The organism is Chromohalobacter sp. 296-RDG (assembly GCF_029889885.1).
GTDB lineage: Bacteria > Pseudomonadota > Gammaproteobacteria > Pseudomonadales > Halomonadaceae > Chromohalobacter.
On the sequence record NZ_JARANY010000302.1, the window covers coordinates 1 to 604 of the forward strand.

The following is a 604-nucleotide window of genomic DNA, read 5'->3' on the forward strand; positions in this document are numbered from 1 at the left end:
GATGAGCCTCATCATGGTCAGCTTCATCGAGCTCATTTAGCCAGGCATCAATGCGCTCGTTTAGCCGCTGTTCATCACGTTTTAAGTCCTCAGACTTGACGACTCGTTTCTTGCTGGCGACTGCACCAAACTTGCTGCCATCGATGGCGACCTCACGGCTTCCTAGCCAGCCAGCATCACGACAGAAGCGGATGAAGTGCCGGCAGAGTTGGCGAAAGGCTTGAGGATGCTTGCGTCGAAACTCAGCAATCGTCTTGAAGTCTGGGGTCAGCCGGTTGAGCAACCACATCAGTTCGATGTTGCGCTGACATTCACGCTCCAGACGACGCGACGAGCGGATCTGTTGAAGGTATCCATAAAGGTAGAGACGCAGCATGTCAGCAGGATGGTAACCCGGATGTCCGGTTGCCGCCGGCTGAGCACGTTCGAAGCCCAGGGCTTCGAGGTCGAGAGAATCGACGTACAGATCGATGACGCGGATGAGATGATCGTCGGGAATCAGTTCATCGAGAGATGGTGGTAGCAGATCAATCTGCTCGCGCGAATCGCCCGTGATGTAGCGTGCCATGATAGAAACTGCCGATCAGGAATGCCTGAAGGCAGT

Annotated in this window: 1 protein-coding gene; it reads right to left on the reverse strand. The window is 54.8% G+C overall.

What is annotated here, in order from left to right; genetic code table 11:
• The coding region (locus OP495_RS18665) for a transposase (protein ID WP_280571283.1) at positions 1-568 on the reverse strand (568 nt) is incomplete at its 3' end.
• Positions 569-604 lie beyond the last annotated feature (36 nt).